This window comes from Actinoallomurus soli, assembly GCF_024055715.1.
Taxonomy (GTDB): domain Bacteria; phylum Actinomycetota; class Actinomycetes; order Streptosporangiales; family Streptosporangiaceae; genus Actinoallomurus; species Actinoallomurus soli.
Window position 1 is genome coordinate 55,877 of record NZ_JAMXMV010000026.1, and the last position, 19,224, is coordinate 75,100.

General features: G+C 72.5%; 1 protein-coding gene. It reads right to left on the reverse strand.

Translation table 11 applies throughout. The features are described from left to right. Positions 1-27: 27 nt before the first annotated feature. The gene (locus NDW01_RS37280; protein WP_256514067.1) at positions 28-19,086 is read right to left on the reverse strand and encodes a type I polyketide synthase; all 19,059 of its coding nucleotides are present in this window, start codon (positions 19,084-19,086) and stop codon (positions 28-30) included. Positions 19,087-19,224: the final 138 nt, after the last annotated feature.

Genomic DNA, 19,224 nt, shown 5'->3' on the forward strand with positions numbered 1-19,224 from the left:
GATCGGCCTGGCCTCGCCTGCGGCTCATCAGCTGCCCAGTTCCTTGTCCAGCGCGTCGAAGAGCTCATCGTCGGTCGCCGTATCGAGGTCGGCCGAGTCGCCTCCCGAGGGCGCGTACCGCTGCAGAAGCGTGCGCAAGCCGGCGATCAGCGGCCCGCGTTCATCGGGCGAGGCCGCCGCCACGATGGCCGTCTCCAGCGTTCGCAGGACCTTGGCAGGCGCCTCTGCCAGGGGCACGGTGGCGGCCGCGTCGCCGCTCAGCCTGGACTGCAGGCACTCCGTCAGGAGCGCGGCGGTCGGATAGTCGAATACCAGGGTGTTCGGCAGCTCCATGCCCGTTGCGGCTGCCAGCCTGTTGCGCAACTCCAGGGCCGTCAGCGAGTCGAAGCCGAGGTCGAGCAGCCCCCTGTCGGGGGCGATGGCCGCCGGTTCCGGGTGATCGAGCACGAGGGCTATCTGCTCCTGGACGAAGCCCAAGATCGCCGCGCCCCGCTCTTCGCGGGGCCGTTCCGCCAGGGCGCGCGCGAAGCGCGCCGGGTGGTCATGTCGCCGTGCGGCGGGCTGCTTCGTGGCCACGAGGCCCCGGTAGACCGCGGGCAGGTCCTTCAGCCGGCCGAGCGCGGTGGTGTCGAGGACGGCCGGCACGAGGAGGGACCGGTCGGGCACGGTGAGGGCGGCGTCGAACAGTTCGAGCGCCCGCTGGGCCGGCATCGGCGCGACTCCCCGGCGGGCGATCCGCCGCCGCTGTGTCTCGTCGAGCGCTGCCGCCATACCCTCGGCGCCGTCCCACATGCCCCATGCGAGCGACAGCCCGGCCTGCCCGCGGGCCCGGCGACGGGCGGCGATGGCGTCGAGGAAACCATTCGCCGCGGCGTAGTTCGACTGACCCGGGTTGCCCGCGACGCCGGCGATTGAGGAAAGCAGCACGAAGGCCGTGATGGGCAGGTCCGAGGTGAGTTCGCTCAGGTGCCAGGCGCCGTCTACCTTCGGCCTGAGCACCGTGTCGAATTCCGCTGCCGTGAGGTCGGCCAGCAGGCCATCGGCCACCGCGCCGGCGGCGTGGACGATGGCCCGGAGGGGCCGCTCTGCGGGAATGCCGGCGAGCAGTCCGGCGATGGCGGCCCGGTCGCCGACGTCGCAGGCGACGACTTGTGCCTGCGCACCGTCACGCGCCAGGTCCGCCAGCAGTTCGCTGACGGCCGGCCTGGTCATGCCGCCTCGGGATGCCAGCAGCAAGTGGCGGACGCCATGCGCGGCGGCGAGGTGCCGGGCGATCTGCCCGCCTACCATCCCGCTGGCCCCGGTGATGAGGACGGTGCCCTCAGGGCCGAACGCGGCCGGCGGTTCCGCGGGCCCGACAGGGCCGGTGACCGGGACCAGCCGCGGCACCCGGCACTGCCCGGCTCGGACCGCTACTTGCGGATCGTCGCCGGCCAGCGCCCGGGCCAGGGCATCGGCAGACGAGCCGCCGTCGACATCTATCACCTGAAGGCGCCCTGGATGCTCGCCTTGGGCGGCTCGTACCAGGCCCCAGACGGCTGCGTGGGCGAGATCGGGCACGTCTTCGTCCCCTGCGGCGATGGCGCCCCGGGTGATCAGGGCCAGCCGGGCCGTGCTGAGCTCGGCTGCCGCCAGCCACTCCCGGATGACGGACGCGGCCCGCTCGGTGGCCAGGCGAACCGCAGTGGGAAGATCCCGCTCGGAGCCTTCCCCATCCGCGTCGCCGTCATGGCCTGGCCCGTACACCGGCACCGCCACCGTGCCCGGGACCGGGGTCCCCTCCGACAGCGCCGCGCGCAGGGCGGCCAGGCTCGCATGGCGAGGCGCCTCCAGACCGAGTCCGGTGTCGCCGAGGACGGCCAGCGTGGGGGGCGCGGTCGTGGTGCCGGCGGCCGGCATCCAGTCCACGCCGAACAGGTCGCCGGCCGCGCCCGTGCTTGCGGGCCTGCCGATCGGGGTCGGCCGGGTCACCAGGGAGCCGACCGTCAGGACCGGAGTGCCGTTTCCGTCGGTGGCGGTGAGCGCGATTCCGGACCCCGTCCGGGTGAGCCGTACGCGGAGCGCTCCGGCGCTGGTGGTCCGCAGGCGGACACCGGACCAGGAGAACGGGACCTCGGCCGAGCCGGTGAGTTCAGCCGCTCGAGAGGCCCCGGGCAGGACCGCGTCGACGAGCATGGCATGCAGGGCGGCATCGAGCAGAGCCGGATGCACCATGAAGCCAGTGCCGTCCACGTCGTCGGCCAGGGCCACCTCGGCGTACAGGTCACTGCCGTCTCGCCACATCGCCCGTAGGCCCTGGAACGCCGGCCCGTACTCATGGCCCTGCTCGGACATGCGCTCGTACGCCTCGGCCACGTCTACCGGCTGGGCGCCCGGCTGCGGCCATGGCGCGGCAGGCTCGGACGGTTCCGGCGGTCCGGAGCCGAGCACGCCGACGGCATTGCGCGTCCAGGCCGACTCGCGTTCGGTTCCGGAGTCACGTGAGAACACGCTCAACCGCCGCCGCCCGGCTTCGTCGGGCTCATCCAGCGTGACCTGGATCGTGACGGACCCCTGGTCGGGCAGCATGACCGGTGCTTCCAGGGTCAATTCCTCGATCGTGTCGCATGCGGCCTTGGCCCCGACGCTGGCCGCCAGCTCCAGGATCGCGGTGCCGGGCAGGACCACCGCGCCGCCTACTGCGTGATCGGCGACCCACGGGTGGGTGCGCGTCGAGACCTGTCCCGCGTACGCCAAGGTAGCCGTGCCCGCTAGGGTGACATCCGCTCCGAGCAATGGATGATCCGCGGGCGCGAGGCCGATCGCGGCCAGGTCTCCGTGGTCGGGGGCTCCAGTGAGCCAGTGCCGGCGGCGCTGGAAGGCATAGGTGGGCAGGTCGGCCCGGCGCGCGCCCGCGTCGGTGAAGAAGCGTGACCAGTCGGCCTGGACCCCGCGGACGTGGGCCCGGGCCAGGCCGGTGACGATTTCGCGGGCCTCGGGGCGGCCCCGTCGCATGAGGGGGATGAACTCGGCCCGTCCCGCGGTGGCCGGGTCCACGGCCTCCTGGGCCATGGCCGACAAGGCGCCACCGGGGCCGAGTTCCAGGTACGTGCGGACCTGCTCGCCATCCAGCCTGGCCACGGCGGCGCCGAAGCGCACCGTTCCCCGGGCCTGCCGGGCCCAGTGGTCCGGGGAGCTCAGCTCATCGTCGCTGATCCGCTCTCCGGTCAAGGTCGACACGACGGGAACGGCAGCCCGCCGGTAGGTCAGGCCCGAGGCGACCGCGCGCAACTCGTCCAGGATCGGGTCCATCAGCGGCGAATGGAAGGCGTGGCTGACTTGCAACCGCCGTGCTCGGCGGCCCGCGCGCTCGATGACGTGGGTCACCTCGTCGATCGAGGCCTCGTCGCCGGAAAGGACGACCGACGCGGCGCCATTGACCGCGGCGAGTCCTACCCGGTGGGCGAGCCCGTCAGTCCACTGAAGAACCTCCTCTTCCGACGCCCGCACCGCGAGCATCGCCCCTCCGGCCGGAAGCGCCTGCATGAGCCGGCCCCGCCCGGCTACCAGCGTGCACGCGTCGGCCAGGGGCAGCACCCCGGAGACATGGGCGGCGGTGATCTCCCCGATGGAGTGCCCGGCCACCAGGTCGGGGCGCACGCCCCAGTCTTCCAGCAGCCGGAACAGCGCTGTGCCCGTGGCGAACAGCGCGGCCTGGGTGAACACGGTCTGATGGAGGAGCGCGGCCTCGGGCGAGCCCTCGGCGGCGAACATCGCATCCCGCAGCGGCCGGTCGAGGTGCGCGTCGAGATGCTCGCACACGGCGTCCAGGGCCGCCGCGTAGGCGGAGAAGGACCGGTAGAGCTCGCTTCCCATGCCCGCATGCTGGCTGCCCTGCCCGCTGAACAGGAACGCCGTGCCGCCGGTCACCACCGAGCCCAGGACGACGCCGGGTGCAGCCTCGCCTCGGCCGAGTGCTGTCACCGCTTTCCTCAGGTCGGCCGCACTGGCGCCGATCGCCACCGCGCGACGGCTCAGGGCGGCGCGGCCGGCGGCCAGCGTGTACCCCACGTCCACCGCGCGCAGCCCGGCATCCGACTGGGCGAGCCGGGCGGCCTGCGCGGTGAGGGCCGCCTCGCCGGCCGCCGACAGCGGCCACGGGATGACCGGCGGTTCCTCTCCGGCGGGGGCCTGGGCGCCGTTGGCCTCGGTCGGCTGGCGGATGATCACATGGGCGTTGGTCCCGCTGATGCCGAACGAGGACACCGCGGCTCGGCGGAGGCGGCCCGTCGCCGGCCACGGCACCGGGTCGGTCACGAGGCAGACCTGACCGGCCTCCCAGTCGATGTGCGGGGACGGCGCGTCGACGTGCAAGGTCCGGGGAACCTGACCGTGCCGCATCGCCATGACCATCTTGATGATGCCGGCGACTCCCGCGGCCGCTTGCGTGTGCCCGATGTTGGACTTCACCGAACCGATGAGGACGGGCCCGGTGGTCCGGTCCTTCCCGTAGGTGGCCGCGATGGCCCGGGCCTCTATGGGATCCCCGAGTGCCGTTCCGGTGCCGTGCGCCTCGACCACGTCGATGTCGCCCGGTGACAGGCCGCCGGCCGCCAGCGCCTGCCGGATGACCCGCTCCTGGGCGGGCCCGTTGGGCGCGGTCAGGCCGTTGCTGGCGCCATCCTGGTTGACCGCGGAGCCGTCCAGCACCGCGAGCACCTCGTGCCCGTTGCGGCGGGCATCGGTCAGGCGTTCCAGCAGCAGCAGACCGACGCCTTCCGACCAGGCGGTGCCGTCCGCGCCCGCGGCGAAGGCCTTGCACCGCCCGTCAGGGGACAGCCCGCGCTGACGGCTGAACTCGATGAACAGGGTCGGATGGGCCATGACGGTAACGCCCCCGGCCAGGGCGAGGTCGCATTCGCCCTGCCGTAGCGCCTGAGCGGCGAGGTGAACGGCCACGAGCGAAGACGAGCACGCGGTGTCCACGGTGACGGCCGGTCCCTGCAGGCCGAACGCGTAGGCGACCCGCCCGGATGCCACACTCGCCGTGCTGCCGATCGAGAGATAGCCCTCCAGGCCGGCGGGAGCGCCCCTGACCTTGGACGCGTAGTCGTTGTGCATGACGCCTGCGAACACTCCGGTCTGGGTGTTGCGCAGGGACGTGGGGTCGATCCCCGCCCGCTCAAGCGTCTCCCAGGTGACCTCCAGCAGCAGGCGCTGCTGCGGATCCATGGCCACCGCCTCACGCCCGCTGATGCCGAACAGCTCCTGGTCGAACCGCGTGGCGTCCTCGAGGAACCCTCCCTCGCGGGTGTAGGACGTCCCGGGGTGATCTGGATCAGGGTGATACAGCCGTTCCAGGTCCCAGCCTCGGTCGGTGGGGAAGCCCGATATGGTGTCGGCGCCGGTGGCAACGATCTGCCACAGGTCTTCCGGGCCGGCCGCGCCGGGGTAGCGGCAGGCCATGCTGACGATGGCGATGGCATCGTCGCCGACATGCGCCGTCGGCCGGGGGGCGGTGCCCGCGGTGGCCGTGTCCGCCAGCTCGGCTCGCAGGAAGTCCGAGAGCCGGTCCACGGTCGGATGATCGAAGATCGCGGTGATCGGGAGCCGGTACCCGGTTGCCGCGGTCAGCTGATTGCGCAGCTCCACGGCGGTGAGGGAGTCAGAGCCCAGGTCACTGAACGGCACGTCCACAGGAATGTCCGCCGCTTCGGCATGCCCCAGCACGTTCGCGGCGCTGCCCCGGACCAGTTCCCGTACGGCTCGTGCCCGCTCTTGGTCGGGAAGCCGGGCCAGGCGCTCCGCGAAGGAGGCGGAAGCGGACCCCGTCCTGGGGACGGCTCGCCTCAGGGCGGGCACCAGTCTTCCCAACAGCGGCGGCAAGGTGCCGTCGGCGGCCCGGGCGCGGAGGGCGGGCATGTCAAGGGCGGCCGGCACCACAGTGGGCCGGTTCGCGGCGAGGCTCGCGTCGAGGAGTGCGAGTCCGGTCTCCGTCGTCATCGGCTTGATGCCCGCGCGGTTCAGGCGCGCCCGGTCCCGGTCGCTCAGGTGCCCCGTCATCCCGCTTGCCTCTGACCACAGGCCCCAGGCCAGTGACGTGGCCGGCAGGCCGGCCTCCCGGCGGTACGACGCGAGGGCGTCCAGGAAGGCGTTGGCCGCGCCGTAGCCGGACTGCCCGGGAGAGCCGAGGGTGCCCGCCAGCGAGGAGAAGAGCACGAACGCCGATGGGCCGGCGTCCCGTGTCAGGTCGTGCAGGAGCCAGGCGCCCGTCGCCTTGGGGCGCATCACCGCCGTGAGGCGTTCCGGATTCATGGCCGCCACGGTGGCGTCGTCAAGGATTCCGGCGGTGTGGATCACCGCGGTCAGCGGCCGGTCCGGGGGGATGCCCGCGAGCAGGTCGGCGAGCGCATCGCGGTTCGCCACGTCACACGGGGCGAGAGCGACCTCGGCTCCGGCCTCAGTCAGGCCCCTCACCAGTTCGGCGGCGCCCTCGGCCGCCGGCCCCTGACGGCTGACGAGCAGCAGATGGCGCGCGCCGTAGGAATGGACCAGGTGACGTGCCACGAGCCGGCCGAGTGTGCCGGTCGCCCCGGTCACCAGGACCGTGCCCGCCAGCGGCGCGCCCGCGAGCGGTGACGCGGCGTGCTCCGGGGCGGACGCGACCCGGTCCAGTTGAGGAAGGAGCACCTGCCGGCCGCGGATCGCCAGCTCAGGTTGACCGGTGCGCAGAGCCGCGGCGATGAGCGCGTCGGTCGTTGCCCAGTCATCGACGTCGACGAGCCCGAACCGGTCCGGATGCTCTGCCTGGGCCGCCCGGATCAGCCCCCAGGCGGCCGCGGCGGCCGGGTCGCCCGCCTCACCCTCGCCGGCGGCCATCGCCCGGCGCGTGACCACCACGAGCCGGGTAGCGGCGAGCAGGTCGTCGGCCACCCACTCCTGGACGAGGTGGAGCAACCCTTCCGTGAGGTTCAGCGCGGCCGCTCCACGGTCGTCGTTCCCCGGGACGGCGACGGGCGCCAGGACGATCGGAGGCATCCCGCCGTCAGGAGCGGCCGCGGCTCGGATCCCCGTCAGGCTCTCCCGGGTTCCCAGGGGCGCCGGAAGGCCGAGGCCACGGGGGTCCAGGACGGCCCACGACGGGTTCTCCCCGCGGCCGGCAGGCGGGGCGGCATGCCAGGAGACTCCGAAGAGTGCCTGTTCCCGTGGGCTGCCGGTCGGCCTCAGCCGGTCCGGGGCGACGGGGCGCAGCGTGATGGAGTCGGCTGAGATGACCGGGGAGCCATCGGCATCGTATCCCGTGAGCTGGTAGGCGCCCGCAGGGCCAGGCGATAGGCGGATGCGCAGGAAGGAGGCGTCCAAGGCGTGCAGCCGCACGCCCGTCCAGGAGAAGGGAAGCGGCACGGTGCCCGGCTCGCCGGCGACGATGTGGTCGAGCGCCAGCGGGTGCAGCGCGGCGTCCAGCAGCGCCGGATGCAACCCGAAGCCATCCGGGACGATCGAGTCCGGCAACGCCACCTCGGCGTACATGTCACCGTCGAGCCGCCACAGGGCCTGCAGTCCCTGGAAAGCGGGACCGTACTCCAGGCCCGCGCCGGCGAGCGAGTCGTACGCGCGGTCCAGATCGACGGCGGTGGCGCCGGCGGGCGGCCAGGCCGTCCGGCTTTCCGCGGGGGCCTCGTCGGCGGAGCCGAGCGTCCCGGACGCGTGCCGGACCCATGTCGGCCCGGCCGGCTCCGCGCTGCCCTCAGGGGCGGCGGATGCGGTGCCCTCAGGGGCGGAGAATATGGTGACGGCTCGCCGTCCATCCTGGTCGGGGCCGTCAAGGATGACCTGGAACCGGACGGAACCGTGCTCTGGCAGCACCAGTGGTGCCTCCAGCGTCAGCTCGTCGAGCCGGCCGAGCCCGGCGCGGTGGCCCGCCCGGATGGCCAGACTGGCGAAGGCGGTGCCCGGGAGCAGGACGGTGTTGTCGACCGTGTGGTCGGCCAGCCACGGGTGCGCGCGCAGCGACAGCCGGCCGGTCAGTATGGTCGTGTCCCGGTCGGCCAGAGTGGTCGCGTCGGCGATCATCGGGTGCGCCTCGGCAAGCGGGTCGCCGTTGGCCGGGTCGGCGCCGACGCCGTGCCCCGCAAGCCACAGGCGAGTCCGCTCGAAGGGATAGGTCGGCAGGATGACCGTGCGCCCGGAGGACATCAGGGTCTCCCAGGCGACTGTCGCTCCGCGCGTGTGCGCCTCGGCCACGGACGCCAGGAAGTGTCCGAGACCACCATGATCCCGGCGGAGCGAGGGGATCGCGACGGCGCCCTGGGCGCCTGCGTCCTCGAACGACTGCTCCAGATCCGGTACCAACACGGGATGAGGGCTCACCTCGATGAACAGCCGGTTGCCGGCGGAGAGCAGGGACCGGACGGTCTCATCGAACCGCACGGCCTGCCGGAGATTCCTGAACCAGTGGCGCGCGTCCAGCCGGCTGCCGTCGATTCGATCGGCGGTGACCGTGGAGAAGATCGGTACCTGCCCGTCCAGGGGAGCGACCGAGCCCAGCCCGGACAGCAGCTCGTTCTCCAGCGGGAGCATGTGGTCGGTATGCGACGCGTAGTCGATGCGCACGCGACGTGCCCTGACCCCGGCTGCCTCGCAGTGGGTGAGCATCGCCTCGATGGCACGGGCGCTCCCGGCGACGACGGTGGATCGGGGGCTGTTGACGGCCGCGATGGACAGTTCCCCCGTCCACGGCTGAATGAGGCGGGACACCTCCCGCGTCGGCAGGGCCACCGCCGCCATCTTGCCGGTGCCGGCGAGCTTCGCGAGGGCGCGGCCGCGGAAGGCGACGAGCCGGGCCGCGTCCCGCAGGGACAGCGCCCCGGCGACATGGGCGGCCGCGATCTCCCCTAGCGAGTGGCCGACCACCGCATCCGGGACGACGCCCGCCGATCGCCACAGTTCAGCCAGGGAGACCATGACGGCCCACAGAGCGGGTTGAACCACGTCGACCCGGTCGAGAACGGAAGACCCGCCGGCCAGCACGGCCGGCAGCGACCAGTCCACGAACTCGGCCAGTGCCCGCCCGCACCGATCCAGCTGTTCGGCGAAGACCGGGGCCGACTTCAGCAGGTCCAGGCCCATCCCCGGCCACTGCGCGCCATGGCCGGGGAAGACGAAGACCGTGGACGGCCGTCCGGTAGCGGTGCCAAGGGACAGGGCCGCGGGACGTTCGCCCTCGGCGAGCTCGGACAGGGCACTGACGGCCTCGTCGCGGTCCCGGATCACGATGACGGCTCGCTCCCGGAAGTCCTGCCGTCCGGTGGCGAGGGTCCATGCGATGTCGGGTAGGGGGGACCTGTCGTCGTCGGTCAGGAAGGCCGCCAGCCGGCCCGCCTGCGCTCGCAGGGCGTCTTGCGTCCTGGCCGACAGGAGCAGCGGCTGCGCGTCCGGCCCGGACGCGCTGCCGCCGGGGTGCGGGCGCGACGGTGCGTCCGGCAGTGTGCCATCGGCCGGTGGCTCCTCCAGGATGACGTGTGCGTTCGTTCCGCTGATGCCGAACGAGGAGACGGCTGCGCGACGTGGCCGCTCGCCGGCCGGCCACGATTGCTCATCGGTGAGGAGCCGTACGGCGCCGGCCTCCCAGTCGATGCGGGGCGACGGCTCGGTGACGTGCAGGGTCCTGGGCATGAGCTGATGCGTCATCGCCATGATCATCTTGATGACGCCGGCGGCGCCCGCCGCGGCCTGTGTGTGCCCGATGTTGGACTTGATGGATCCCAGCCACAGCGGCTTGTCGCGATCGCGCCCGTAGGTGGCCAGGAGCGCGTGGGCTTCGATCGGGTCGCCGAGGACGGTGCCGGTGCCATGCGCCTCGACGACGTCCACGTCCTGGGGCGAGAGCCTGGCATCCGCCAGTGCCTGGCGGATGACCCGTTCCTGCGACGGGCCGTTCGGCGCCGTCAGCCCGTTGCTGGCACCATCCTGGTTCACCGCTGACCCGCGGATGATGCCGAGTACGGGGTGCTGTCGCCGGCGCGCCTCGGAGAGCCTTTCCAGCAGCAGCAGGCCCGCTCCTTCTCCCCAGCCGGTGCCGTCCGCGCTCGCCGAGAACGACTTGCAGCGGCCGTCAGGAGACAGGCCGCGCTGGCGGCTGAACTCGATGAAGGTGGTCGGCGTGGACATGACCGTGACCCCGCCCGCCAGCGCCATCGAGCATTCGCCGTTACGCAACGCCTGGCCGGCCAGGTGCATGGCCACCAGTGACGAAGAGCAGGCCGTGTCGATGGTGATCGCCGGCCCCTCCAGGCCGTAGGTGTAGGCGACCCGCCCCGACGCCACGCTCGGGATCGTTCCGGTGAGAACATGCCCTTCGAAGCCGGCCGGCACAGCGCTCAGACGGGGGCCGTAGTCGTTGTACATGACGCCGGCGAAGACACCGGTCCGGCTGCCCCGCATGCCCGACGGATCGATGCCGGCCCGCTCGAACGCCTCCCAGGCCACCTCCAGCAGCAGCCGGTGCTGTGGGTCGGCGGCCATTGCCTCGCGTGGGCTGAGGCCGAAGAACTCGGGATCGAACATGTCCGCGTCGTACAGGAAGCCGCCCGACTTCACCGTGGACTTGCCGGCTCGGCCGGGATCGGGATCGTAGAGGTCATCGATCGGCCAGCCGCGGGTGGTGGGAAACTCACCGATGGCATCTGTGGCCGTGGCCACCAGCTGCCACAGGTCCTCGGGGGTCTGGACGCCTCCGGGGTATCGGCAGGCCATGCTCACGATCGCGATCGGATCGTGGTCCGCGGACACCGCCACGGCGGCGTCGGCCTCCTCGGGGGGCGCGGTGGCGGGGCCATGGCTGAGCAGCATGCGGGCGACGGCGGCGGGCGTCGGGTAGTCGAAGATGACCGTCGTGGGCACTCGCAGCCCGGTGGTCGCCACCAGCCTGTTGCGGAACTCCACCCCGGCCAGTGAATCGAAACCGAGGTCCCGGAACGCGCGGGACATGTCGATGGCGCTTCCCGCGGCATGACCCAGCGCCACCTCCACCGAGGCGCGCACCAGAGCCTCCGCGGCGGCCAGGCGCTCCTCGGACGGCAACGCGCTGATCTCCTGCACCCAGGAAGAGCCGCCCGGCGAGGATGGCGCGCCCGCCCGGCGCCGCGGTGCCCGGAACAGGCCCTGCAAGACGGCGGGCAGGCCGCCCGTGGCGGCCCGTGTCTCCATGATGGCCGGCTGGAACCCGGCCGGCACCACGATGGCTTCGTCCGTGGCCAGCGCGGCGTCCAGAAGACGGACGGCGTTGTCTTCCCGCAGCGGGACATAGCCGGAGCGGGACCATCTGGCCTTGTCCGCCGGGCTCAGCCCGCCGGACATGCCGCCTCCGGTATCCCACAGGCTCCACGCGAGCGACACGCCGGGGAGGCCCTGCGCCCGCCTGTGACAGGCGAGCGCGTCGAGGAACGAGTTGGCCGCCGCGTAGTTCGCCTGGCCGGCGCCGCCGGTTATCCCCGTGATGGAGGAGAACAGGATGAAGGAGCGTACCGGCCGGTCACGGGTCAGCTCGTGCAGGTGCCATGCGGCGTCGACCTTCGCGCCGAACACGGTGGCCAGGTGATCCGGGGTGAGCGAAGGAATGGTGGCGTCGTCGAGTCCGCCTGCCAGGTGGACGATGGCGAGCGGCCGGCTCGCGGGGATGGTGGAGACCAGGTCGGCGAGGGCGCGGCGGTCGGCGACGTCGGTGGCCGCGATCGTCACTTCGGCGCCGAGCCGCGTCATCTCCGCCCGCAGCGCCGTGGCGTCGGCGGCGGCGGGGCCGCGTCGGCTGGCCAGCACCAGGCGCCGTACGCCGTGCCGGCTGACGAGGTGCCGGGCGACAAGGCCACCGAGTGCTCCGGTGCCACCGGTGATGAGCACGGTGATGTCCGGGGCGAACGCCGCGTCATCCAAGCCCGGTGGTGGTCTGAGGGGCACGAGGCGCGGGACGGAGAGCCGGCCATCGCGGACCCCGACCTGTGGCTCACCCGTGGCGATCGCGGCCGGCAGGGCGCTGAGCGAGGATTCGTCGTCGATGTCGATGAGGACGAACCTGTCCGGATGCTCGGCCTGGGCACTGCGGACCAGGCCCCACAAGGGGGCGTGGGCGAGCGTGCCCGGCGTGTCCGCCGGTGGCCGTCCCGAGCCGGCGCGCGTGACGATGATCAGCCGTGAGGAGGCGAACCGTTCGTCCGCCAGCCATTCCTGCACCAGCGCGAGCGTGCGCTCGGCGATCGCGTACGCGTCCGTAAGGGGTTCGGCGTCGCGCGGTGCCGGCGCCACCACCGCCACGTCGGGCGCCGGCCTGTCGGCACCGAGCGTCGCGGCCAGTGCCGGCAGGTCCGGGTACACCGCGGCCGAGAGCCCCGCGACAGGGGAGCCGACCATGACCCATTCCCTGGCCGTAGCGGCGGCGGCCGTCGTCGGCTTCCAGTCCACGGCATACAGCCGCCCACCGGACTGAGCGGCCGGATCGGCGCCGGCCAGCACGTCCTCGGCGGCCGGGCGGAACACGATCTTCTCGATGGCGGCCACGGGCGCGCCGGTTCCATCGAACAGGTCGAGGCGGAACGTGTCGGCGGCCAGGCGGGTGCCGACTGCCCGCACGGCGGTGGCACCGGATGCGTAGAGCGAGACGCCCGATAGCGAGAAGGGCAGGTTGACGTGGCCCGGCTGAGCCGGTAGCTCTGGCAGGAGGACGTGCAGGGCCGCGTCGAGGAGCGCCGGGTGCAGGCCGAACTCAGCCGCCTCGTCATGGGCCTCCGGGGACAGCGCGATCTCGGCCCAGAGGCGGCCTGATCCGGCCCACGCCGCCCGTACGGACCTGAAGGACGGACCGTACTGGTAGCCCTTCGCCGCCAGCCGGGAGTACAGGTCGTCCACCGCGATGGCCTCGGCGCCGGATGGCGGCCGGTCACCGGCGTCCGCGGCGGGCGGTGCGGCTGCGTTCGCCGTCAGCACGCCACTGGCGTGTCTCGTCCACCGCTGCTCGTCAGGAGCGTCGGATCCCGCGGGCCGGGAGTAGACGGCGACCGTCGCACGCTGTGCCTCGTCCGGCCGGCCCAGCCGGACCTGAAGATGGACCGTTGCCTGTGACGGCAGCAGCAGCGGTGCCTCGAGCGTCATCTCTTCGATGTGCCCTAGTCCCGCGTGGCCGGCCGCGTTGATGGCGAGCTCCAAGAACGCGGTGGCGGGCATCGGCACGGTCCCGGCTATGCGGTGGTCGGTCACCCACGGGAAGGCCGCCATGGAGGCGGTTCCGGTCAGCAGCATTCCCTCATCCGAGGCGAGACCCGTCACCGAGGCCATCATCGGGTGCCGTGCGCTCGCCAGGCCGGCCGCCCGCAGGCCGCCTCCCGTGGGCGGCGCCAGCCAGTAGCGCCTTCGCTGGAAGGGATAGGTCGGCAGTTCCACGGAGGCCGCGTCCGGGCACAGCCGCTCCCACCTCGTCCGCACGCCGCGCCGGTTCACGGACGCCAGTGCCGTGAGCACGGCGGTGAAGTCGGGCAGCCCCGGACGCAAGGCGGCCACGGCCTGGACGGGTCCGGGTGAATCGTCGAGGCTGACCCGGACGGCCGCGGTCAGGGTGGCATCCGGGCCGGCCTCCACGTACGTGGTCACGTCATGGGCGGCCAGCCAGCGGATGCCGTCATGGAAGCGCACGGTTTCCCGGATGTGCCGCGTCCAGTATTCCGGCGTGCACATCTGAGCGGGATCGGCGGGTTCACCGGTGAGGTTGGAGATGACCGGCCGGGCTGGCGCCGAGTAGCTCAGCCCGGCGGCGACCTGCCTGAACTCGTCGAGGATCACGGCCATGTGCGGCGAGTGGAAGGCGTGGCTGACGCTGAGCCGCCGCGTCTTGCGCCCGCGCGCGGTCCACTGCGCGGCCAGCCTCGCGGCGGCGACCGCATCCCCCGCGATGACGACGGACCTAGGGCCGTTGACGGCGGCCAGGCTCACTGTCTCTTCATGCCCGGCCAGGGTGGCCCTGATCTCCTCCTCGGAGGCCTGAACAGCGATCATGGCCCCACCGGCCGGTGCCGCCTGCATGAGCCGTCCGCGTGCGGCCACGAGGGCGCATGCGTCCGCGAGCGTCAGGACGCCCGCCACGTGGGCGGCGGCCAGCTCGCCGACCGAATGACCGCCGAGGTAGTCGAACGTCATCCCGTAGTACGCCAGCAGGCGTGCCAGCGCCACCTCCAGCGTGAACAAAGCAGGCTGCGTGTACCCGGTCTGACCGAGCAGCACGGAGTCGGGGGAGTGCTCGGCCGCGAACATCACGTCCCGCAGGGGGCGGTCGAGGTACTGGCCGAAGTGCCCGCTGATCTCATCGATCGCGGCCGCGAAGACCGGCTCCGCCTGATAGAGGCCGTGCCCCATGCCTGGCCGCTGAGTGCCCTGCCCGGCGAACAGGAGCGCGGCCGCGCCCTGGCCGGCGGTCGTTCGCACCACGGCCGCGGTGTCCTGTCCCCGCGCCAGCTGGTCGAGTCCTGCCACCAGCGTCGCCTTGTCCGGCCCGATGATGACCGCCCGGTGCTCGAACGGTGCCCGCGTTGTGGCCAGTGACCGGGCGATGCCGGCGGTGTCCAGGTCCGGGTGCGCGGCCAGGTGGACGCGCAACCGGTCGGCCTGCGCCCGTAGCGCGCCCTCATCGCGAGCGGAGATGACCCACGGGACGGCCGGGGGCGGCGCGTGATCCGCCTTGGCCTCGTCCGGTGCGCCTGCCGTGACCGGGGGCGCCTCCTCCAGGATCACGTGCGCGTTGGTGCCGCTGATGCCGAACGATGAGATGCCGGCCCGGCGAGGGTGACCATCGCGCGGCCATGGCCGGGACGCGGTCACCAGGACCAGGGCCCCGGACGACCAGTCGATGCGCGGTGATGGTTCGTCGGCATGGAGGGTGGCGGGAAGCTCACCGTGCTCCATGGCCATGACCATCTTGATGATTCCCGCGACTCCGGCCGCGGCCTGGGCATGCCCGATGTTCGACTTGACCGACCCGAGCAGCAGCGGGCGGTCGGACGGCCGTCGGCCGTAGGTGGCCAGCAGCGCCTCGGCCTCGATGGGATCGCCGAGCGTGGTGCCCGTGCCGTGTGCCTCGACCGCGTCGACCTGGTCGGCCCGCAGGCCGGCGACGTCCAGGGCCTGCTGGATGACCCGCCGCTGCGCGGGCCCGCTGGGAGCGGTCAAGCCGTTGCTCGCGCCGTCCTGGTTGATCGCTGAGCCGCGGATCAGGGCAAGGACGCGATGCCCGTGACGCTGCGCGTCGGAGAGCCGCTCGAGCACCAGCGCCCCGGCCCCCTCCGCCCAGCTCGTGCCATCCGCGGCGGCTGAGAAGGGCTTGCAGCGGCCGTCGGCGGCCAGGCCCCTCTGCCGGCTGAACTCGACGAACATCCCGGGCGACGCCATGACAGTGACGCCCCCTGCCAGCGCCATCGCGCATTCTCCCCGGCCCAGCGCCTGCACCGCGAGGTGCAGCGCCACCAGGGATGACGAGCACGCAGTGTCCACCGTGACGGCGGGCCCCTCCAGGCCGAGCGTGTAGGCCAGGCGGCCGGACACGATACTGGGGGTGCTCCCCGTCAGGAGGTAGCCCTCGTGCCGGCCTGCGGCCTCGTGCAACCGGGGACCGTAGTCCTGGGCCGTCGCGCCGATGAACACGCCGGTCCGGGTGGCCGCCAGCGTGGACGGGTCGATCCGGGCGCGTTCGAATGCCTCCCACGCCACCTCGAGCGTCAGCCGCTGCTGAGGGTCCATCGCGGCCGCCTCGCGCGGGCCGATGCCGAAGAAGGCCGCGTCGAACTTGTCGGCATCGGACAGGAAGCCGCCGGCCCCCCCGTAGACGGCTCCGGACTCGCTCGTCAACGTGCCGAGCAATGCCTCCAGGTCCCACCCCCGATCGTCGGGGAAGTCACCGATGGCATCGCCCTCCGCGACCAGCAATTCCCACAGGGACTCCGGTGAGCCGACCTCTCCAGGGAACCGGCAGGCCATCCCGATGATCGCGACCGGCTCGTCGTTCCGCGTGAGCGCCACGGAGGACTCCTCGCCAGTGTCCCCGCGGGGACCGAGCTCGGCTCCTAGGCGCTCGGCCAGGGCCTGGGGCGTTGGGCAGCTGAACACGATGGTGTCCGGCAGCCGCAAGCCCGTCGCGGCGCTGATCCGGTCGCGCAGTTCCACGGCCCCCAGCGAGTCCAGCCCCAGGTCGCGGAACGGCAGCGTCATGTCCACCGCGCTCGCGGTGCGATGCCCCAGGATGATCGCGACGGTCGTCCGCACCAGTTCGAGAAGCGCGGCGGGGTCGGCGGCCAGGTCCCTGACCGGGCCTGTGGGCGGGGCCGCCTCCCGCTGCCCGTCCGCCGTCGGGGCCTCGGCCACCACCGGTGCCTCGGTCACCGGCCGCCACCCCCGGGCCTGCGCGCCCAGCCAGTGCTGTTGCCGCTGGAATGCATAGGTCGGCAGGTCGGTCACGCGTGCATCCACCGGGAACAGCTCGCGCCGATCGACGGGCACCCCGGAGGCGACCGCGTGCGCCAGCAGCATGGCCATGGTCCGCCGCTCAGGCTCGCCCCGCCGCAACGCCGGCGCGAACAAGCGCCCGGCCCGATCGGTGATGCACTCACGGCCAAGGGCGGACAGGATCGCGTCCGGTCCCATCTCGGCGAAGACGGTGACGCCGGCTTCGTCGAGATGGTGGACTCCGGCGGCGAAACGCACAGGCTGCCGGGCGTGGCGTACCCAGTAGTCGGCACTGGCAAGCTCGGCGGCCCCGGCCACGACGCCGGTGACGTTCGAGACGATGGGGATGCGCGGCGCCTGGTAGGAGAGGGCACGCGCCACCTCGGCGAACTCGCCGAGCATGGGATCCATCCGGACCGAGTGGAACGCGTGGCTCACCTGGAGGCGGGACGTGCGGCGGCCCTGGTCACGGAAGACATCGGCCACCCGTGCCACGGCGTCCTCATCGCCCGCGATCACGATGGACGTGGGGCCGTTCAGGGCCGCGATGTCCACCGTGGGCTCGGCCAGGACGAGCGGTGCCACCTCGTCCTCGGTGGCCTGGATCGCGATCATCGCGCCACCCGGGGGAAGCTGCTGCATCAGCCTCCCGCGCGCGGTGACCAGGGCGGCCGCGTCGGCCAAGGTCAAGATCCCCGCCACATGAGCCGCCGCCAGCTCGCCGACCGAATGACCGATGAGATAGTCGGGGCGCAGCCCGTACCGGGTCACCGCCCGGTAGAGCGCGACCTCGAGCGCGAAGAGAGCCGGCTGGGTGTAGCAGGTCTGGCCGAGGCTGGAGGCGAGCGGTGTACCGGGCTCGGCGAACATGACCGATTTCAGCGGAACGTCAAGCTGCGGGTCGAGGGCGGCGCAGGCCTCGTCCAGGGCCGAGGCGAACACGGGATCGCTCTCGTAGAGGTCGCGCCCCATTCCCGGTCGCTGGCCGCCTTGGCCGGAGAACATGAAGGCCATCGCCCCGGCCGGGCCGCTGCCGGTCGCGGTGCCCGGCCAGGGGCCGCCCTCGGCCAGCGCGCCCAGCCCGGCGAGCAACTCCTCGGGCCCGTCGCCCACGATCACTGTTCGATGACCGAACGTGGTCCTGGTCGTCGCCAGCGAAAGCCCGACATCGGCAGCGGACGCCGATGGCTCCTCGCGCAGCCAGGCCAGCAGGCGTGCCGCCTGGCCGCGGACGGCGGCTGGATCGCGTCCGGAGATGATCCAGGGCAGGGGCCGCGGGCTGGGCGTCCCCTGGAGGACGCGGTCGGCCGGCGCGGGCGGCGGGGGTTCGGCGAGAACGACATGACAGTTCGAGCCGCCCATGCCGAAGGAGCTGATCCCGGCGATGAGCGGCGCGTCCGGACACGGCCAGGGGCCAGTGGACGACTGCACCGTCAGCTGGAGCGCATCGAGGTCGATGGCGGGATTCGGGGTCTCGAAGTTCAGGCTCGCGGGCAGCTCGCGGTGGTGGATGCTCAGCGCCACCTTGAGCAGCCCGGCGATGCCCGCAGCTCCCTCCAGGTGACCGATGTTCGTCTTCACCGATCCGACGTGCAGCGGATTCTCCGGCGGGCGGCGGATGCCGAGTTCCGCGCCGAGTGCCGCCGCCTCGACAGGGTCGCCTTGACGGGTACCCGTGCCGTGCAGCTCGACGTACTGGACGTCCGCGGCCTTCAGGCGGGCCTGCTCGCGTGCCAGCCGCAGCACCTGGCGCTGTGCCTCGACGTCCGGAATCGTGAGCGAGGCACCGGCCCCGTCGTTGTTCATCGCGCTGCCGCGGATCACGCAGTAGATCCGGTCGCCGTCCGCGAGCGCGGTGTCCAGCGGCTTGAGCACGACCGCGGCTCCGCCCTCGCCGCGCACGTAGCCGTTGGCCCGAGCGTCGAACGTGTAGCACCGGCCATCCGGTGAAAGGGCACCGAACTTGGTGGCGGTGATGGTGGAGAGCGGACTCAGGATGAGGTTCACCCCGGCCGCCACGGCAAGAGAGCACTCGGCGCGCCGGAGGCTTTCCACGGCCAGGTGAACGGCGACAAGAGAGGAGGACTGGCCGGTGTCGACCGTCAGGCTCGGGCCGCGCAGGCCGAGGACATACGAGACCCTGTTGGCGACCATGCTGCGGTGCAGCCCCGTCATGGTGTGGCGCGAGACGGATTCGACGCCCCCCTCCCGGGCGAGCGCCGCGTAGTCATCGGCGATGACTCCCGCGAAGATGCCGGCCGAGGTCCCTCGGATGTCGGCTGGAACGATCCTGCCGTTCTCCAGCGCCTCCCACGACAGCTCCAGCATCAGCCGTTGCTGCGGGTCCATCGCCGCGGCCTCGCGCGGGCTGATGCCGAAGAACCCGGCGTCGAACTCGCCGACATGGTCGAGGTACCCGCCGTGACGGGTGTTGGTCTTGCCGGGCGCCGCCAGGTCCCTGTCGTACAGGGCGTCCGGGTCCCAGCGGTCGGCCGGGGTCTCGGTTATGGCATCTCGCTCTTCGCGCAGCAGGTGCCACAATTCCGCTGGGTTCTCGGCCTTCGGAAGGCGGCATGAAAGTCCGATGACGGCGACCTGGAATTCGGCGGCAGCGTGGGTTTTACTTGTCATCACGTTCCACTTGGCTCCGTGCGTTCAGGCTATGAGTGTCGCTGCGGCTTCTAAAGCGATCCTGAAGCACCAGGTCCGCAGAGGCCGTCGCCACTCGAAAATGGTGGACCAGTGCAAGGAGGCCAGAAAGCCCGACAC

What these genes read in the sequence shown, in the direction of transcription:
- NDW01_RS37280 (WP_256514067.1), bottom strand. Translation starts at nt 19,086, where the DNA reads ATGACAAGTAAAACCCACGCTGCCGCCGAATTCCAGGTCGCCGTCATC.